This is a genomic window from Ectobacillus sp. (genome assembly GCF_056992975.1).
The window spans coordinates 1-5165 of sequence record NZ_JBXKMX010000007.1 but is presented as its reverse complement, the minus strand read 5'-3'; the positions used below and the strand labels follow the sequence as shown (position 1 = coordinate 5165).

Sequence of the window (5165 nt, the reverse complement as noted above, 5' to 3'; positions counted from 1 at the left end):
GTGGTCATAACAACGGATGGGATGGAGAATGCTAGCCGTGAATTTACGTATAGTAAAGTGAAGGAGCTTGTCAAACATCAGCAGGAGAAGTATAACTGGGAATTCATCTTTCTTGGTGCTAATATGGATGCCGCGCAAGAAGCGAATAACATTGGAATTGCGCTTGAGGATGCTTACAGTTTTGAAGCTACAAAAGACGGTCTGAATGAGATGTACAATGAAATATGCGAGGCAGTGTTTGATAAAAGGCAGTGTTAAAACCAGGAAGGATTTTTCGAGTTTTTATATAAGAAATCCTATTCAAAGACTTGACAGAACGTTCACAAAATAGTAACATTTTCACCAGAAAAGTAGTTTACAAGACTTCTATCACTTTAGCATCTAGTCAATACATGCGTACTTGATTACGTGAAAAAGTCACAGAAATAGAGGCCGAAATGAAGCTAATTGAAAATAAGCATCCTTATGTAAGGAATAAGGATTAGAACTGCATATATGGTAGGTAGACTTTTTAAAAGCCTTATTCAGGTTAGTAAACAGTAAGCCGACATTTTCCTAGTGTGATGGTTGTAAAAGCCGTTACGCTAGTGAATTTGTCGGCTTTTTCGTTATCTGTGAATCTATTAGGGAGGAAAGTGTAATGGTAAATGCGTTACCGGTTGTATTCTTTGTAGCATTGGCAATTTCTATTTGTAGTGCTCTACTTCTTTTTTATCCGAAAATTCCGCTAGCAGCTGTTCGCATTCATGTGGGTTTGATTGCAATTCCGCCGCTCGTTGCGTTCGTTGCACTTGTGAGTAGCAGCAAGAAAATAATGTTTGGTCCGTTTCAATTCGATTCCTTGTCATGGCTTGTCGCATCGTTTGTTCTTACGCTTGGCTTTGTCGTACAACGTTTTTCGGTTCGGTATTTACTTGGGGATCGGTCGTACCGTAAGTATTTTGCTTTGCTGACGATTACAACGGTTTCGGATTCGATAGCATGGCTAAGCGATGATGTTCGTTTTCTTCTTCTTTGCTGGGGAGCTACGCTCTTAGGACTTACTTTGGTTATTCGGCTTAAAAAGGAATGGGGCGTTGCAAGAAGGGCTTCTTTTGTTACTGGCCGGTTATTTGCAGGCAGCTGGCTGTTATTGTTACTAGCCATTGTTTGGCTAACGAAAGCAACTGGGTATTATCAGTTATCTGTCATTTTCACGCAGGAGCATCTTTCACAGCTCGCATCTTGGCAGCGAACTGGAATAAACGTACTGATTATCATTGCGGTCATGATTCCTGCCGCGCAGTGGCCGTTTCAGCGCTGGCTGCTAGATTCTGTCGTGACGCCTACACCAGTATCTGCAGTAATGCATGCTGGGATTGTCAATGCGGGAGGAATTTTGCTGACGCGCTTTTCTCCACTTTTTAGCGGAGACATCGCACAAATTCTTCTCCTTGTTGTATCTAGCGTTTCAGTATTAATAGGAACGGGCATTATGCTTGTTCACGTGGATTATAAAAGACAGCTCGTTGGCTCGACTATTGCGCAAATGGGTTTCATGTTAATTCAGTGTGCCTTAGGTGCCTATCTGGCAGCTATCATTCATGCTGTTCTGCACGGATTGTTTAAATCCACCCTTTTCTTACAGGCAGGCTCGGCTGCTCAGCGTAAGATGTCGGTGCCGCAGGCTGCGCCTTCTCGTTCATCGCTTGGGATTTTTGTTGGCGGGGCACTTGGCCTTGTTCTTGGAATCGGTTTTTGGCTTTCAGCACCTGATGAGACGTATCAAATAATCAGTGCGTTTCTATTAGGCTGGTCTGTCATCATTAGCTGGACGCAGCTCATCGCGCTTGGTTCAAGCATCACGCAGCGACTAGCGGGACTGATCATTTTCGCAGGTGGATCTGTTGTTTTCTATATTGTTCATAAAGTCTTTTATCACTTGTTACATGAAACGATTTCTGTCAGCTCACATACTCCAACCTTGCTAGCTGTTTTCTTGCTCTTATTCTTGTTAGTCGCAAGTGGTGTGGGAGTTTGGCTTATGCGAAATCGTTCATCGAAATCATTTTCGATTTTATATTTATGGCTCGTTCGTTTTGGGGAATCGAAGCATGACTTGGTAGAAAGTCATCCAGCGTATTTGCAAGTATTGACTAGAGGAGGAAATGTACGATGAATCCAAGAGTTGCGAATTTTCTTCAAGCAGAAAAAGTTTCGGAATTTGCCCAAGTACAGGATTTAGCACGGGCTGCAAGCAATGTTATTGTACCGCTTGGGCCGATTACAATGTTTGCCGCCCGGAGTCCATGGGCGAACATAGAACAACAAACATTTGCCGAGGTCGCACGCCGCCTGAAGGATACGGCGGATGTCGATATCGTTCCAAATGACTCCATACTTGAAGCTGCGCGAGACCGCGGTGAGATTCGTCTTGATCTATTAAAAACGAAATTACAACGCTGGCTCGGTTCTCAGACGATTGATTTGCCTCTTGAAATTGCAGAGCAATATTGCTGGTCGGCGCTAACGAAGGAACGGCCGAATGAGGAAGAGGAGAAGGCAGTAGAACTGCAGCTTGTAGCAAAAAAATTAAGCCGTTTTCTTACGATAGGCCCCAATAAACCTATCATTAGCACGGTTAGTCGGCGCATCTCACGCCTGGGTGATGACCAAGCAGAAAAACGATTAAATCGGCATCTTATTAAATGGTGCAAACTATATTTAGATGAGTCGCAGGCAGTTTGGGCGATGCCACGCAAGGAAGAAGGCTTCTACCGAGCTTGGCGTTCTTTAATTATTTATGATCCAGCTGTTCCGCATGACATTCAGAAGCTGTTTAAGAACTGGCCAGAAGAGGCAGAGCAAGGTTTAGAGGAGGCGCTTTCTCTTTTGAAAATCCCGTATGAAGATATGCAGGAATACATGGAAGCACATTTGCTTGCACTTCCTGGCTGGGCTGGAATGATGCTGTGGCGTGAGCAGAAAGAAAATCGTTCGTTGCTTACGGAGTATTTGGCTGTCCGGATTTCTATGGAATGGGCGTTTGTGAAACCGCATCTTCCTTTGCCAAAGCAGGAAAAAGAATCGGTATCCTTTGCACCGCTCGTTGCTTCTTGGGCACGCTGGGGCAATCTTCCGCTTGATGGCTGGGCACCGTTATCTGCTGCAGAGCGAAAAGCACGGCTTACCCTTGCGTACCGATTTGATGAAATGATTCGCCGCAAATTGTGGCTGGAGGCATGGGAAGGTACCTACGAAGAAGAACTTAAGAGTAAGCTGACCGCTAAGCAACCAGTTGTGGAAATGAATAAGGCAGCGACGGCACAATTTGCTTTTTGCATTGATGTTCGTTCTGAGGTGTTCCGCCGAAAGCTGGAGGAGGCAGGTGCATTTGAAACATTTGGAACGGCTGGATTCTTTGGATTGCCAATCGAAACGAATGAATTAGGATGTAAGCACACACATAGTTCTTTACCGGTCATGTTCAAGCCGCAATATCAAATGAAGGAAGTAGCTTCACCGTCTGCGTTGCAGCAGTATCAGGAGCGCGGGCAGGTGGTGCATGCGATGAGTAATACCTTTTTAACGCTTAAGCATAACTTGCTTGCGGGAATGCTTTTGCCAGAAGTAAGTGGTCCTTGGCTTAGCCTGCAAACACTCGCACGTAGCATTGCACCAAGGGGTACAGGATCTGTCCTTCGTAAATTTCGTCAGGGCTGGCTACAGAAGCCAAGCACCGACTTGACGCTTGACCGCAAGTCTTCCGTAGATGCTGCGCTTCCGGTTGGATTTACGGAGCAGGAGCAAATCATGTATGCACGAAACGCGCTAAAAATGATGGGGCTTACGAATCACTTTTCCCCGCTAGTCGTCATTTGCGGTCATGGTAGTCATAGCACGAACAATCCGTATGCTTCGTCGTTAGACTGCGGAGCGTGCGGCGGCGCTTCAAGCGGGTTTAATGCGAAGCTACTAGCATCGCTATGCAATCTGCCAGCAGTGAGAAAGGCGCTTGCTGCTGAAGGAATATCTATTCCAGAGGATACCGTTTTTGTAGCTGCTGAGCATATTACTTCTGTGGATGAGCTGAACTGGATTTATGTTCCAGTGTTATCGGAAGCTGCCAAGAAGGCATTTTATTCTGTGCAAGCCGCACTTCCACGGGTGAGCGAAGAAGCTTGCCTTGAGCGGCTCGGACAATTGCCAAATGCGGACTCTAAGCTTGCGAATCCTAAGGAGGAGGCAAGCCGCTATGCAGAGGACTGGAGTGAAATCCGACCTGAATGGGGTTTAGCGAAAAATGCAGCCTTTGTTATAGGAAATCGTAACCTAACAAAGGATGCCAATTTACATGGACGAGCATTTCTTCATAATTACAACTGGAAGAAGGATATGAACGGTGCAATTCTTGCGGGAATTATAGCCGGGCCAGCTACGGTTGCCCAGTGGATTAATCTCCAGTACTATGCATCGACCGTAGCTCCGCATTATTATGGCAGCGGTAATAAAACAACGCAAACGGTAACAGGTGGAATTGGTGTTATGCAAGGAAATGCGAGTGACTTATTAACAGGTCTTCCTTGGCAGTCTGTGATGAAGTCGGACAGTGAGGCTTATCATGCGCCTTTGCGATTACGCATTGTCATTCAAGCACCGAAGGAATATGTAAAACGGTTATTCGAGCAGGATGCCAATTTTCGCCAAAAGGTAAGAAATGGATGGGTCCATGTTTCTTCTGTAGATCCTGAAGGAAACTGGGAAAGCTGGTCGTAAAGAAATGCGTTTCCTTTCCCGTGTATTTAAAGCTAAAATAAAAGGAGCGATGAAACATTAACAAAAACGGAACTGGATAGGCATCTAAATTTCTTTTGGGAGAAGGAACTGGATTCATATGGAGAAAACAAAAGGTACGAAAGAAGCAGAAATCAGCAAAGCGTTAACACATTGGGAAAAATATTATTTGGGCCGCGGCTCTGTTGGGGTGAAATCAGACATTTTACGAGACATGATTATTGTGACGTTACGCGGCATTTTAACACCAGCCGAATATTCGTTGTGCCAGGATAAGGATGGTTTGCTTTCGGTAAAGCTGAATCGGAATAGCTTGGTAGAATCAGGTCTTGATGAATTAAAAGAAATCATCTTCAATACAACCGGCGAAAAAGTAGTGAGCTTCCATACGG

General features: G+C 45.0%; 3 protein-coding genes and 1 pseudogene. All 4 read left to right on the top strand.

Going from position 1 to position 5165, the window contains the following annotated elements; translation table 11 throughout:
- A pseudogene (locus tag AC11ZT_RS00405) lies at positions 1 to 258 on the top strand (vWA domain-containing protein); the annotation flags it as partial.
- Positions 259 to 640: 382 nt separating this feature from the next.
- The gene (locus tag AC11ZT_RS00400) at positions 641 to 2158 is read left to right on the top strand and encodes an NADH dehydrogenase subunit 5 (RefSeq protein ID WP_484057711.1); all 1518 of its coding nucleotides are present in this window, start codon (positions 641 to 643) and stop codon (positions 2156 to 2158) included.
- A complete protein-coding gene (locus AC11ZT_RS00395; protein WP_484057710.1) occupies positions 2155 to 4755 on the top strand; it encodes a DUF2309 domain-containing protein in 2601 nt (866 codons plus the stop codon). Before AC11ZT_RS00400 ends, AC11ZT_RS00395 begins: the two co-directional genes overlap by 4 nt.
- Positions 4756 to 4873: 118 nt before the next feature.
- On the top strand, positions 4874 to 5165 hold a 292-nt coding region (locus AC11ZT_RS00390; RefSeq protein WP_484057709.1), incomplete at its 3' end, for a Na-translocating system protein MpsC family protein.

Bases quoted from the DNA above. Each gene is read 5' to 3' on its own strand.
- AC11ZT_RS00395 (WP_484057710.1), top strand. From the start codon at position 2,155: ATGAATCCAAGAGTTGCGAATTTTCTTCAAGCAGAAAAAGTTTCGGAA.
- AC11ZT_RS00400 (WP_484057711.1), top strand. From the start codon at position 641: ATGGTAAATGCGTTACCGGTTGTATTCTTTGTAGCATTGGCAATTTCT.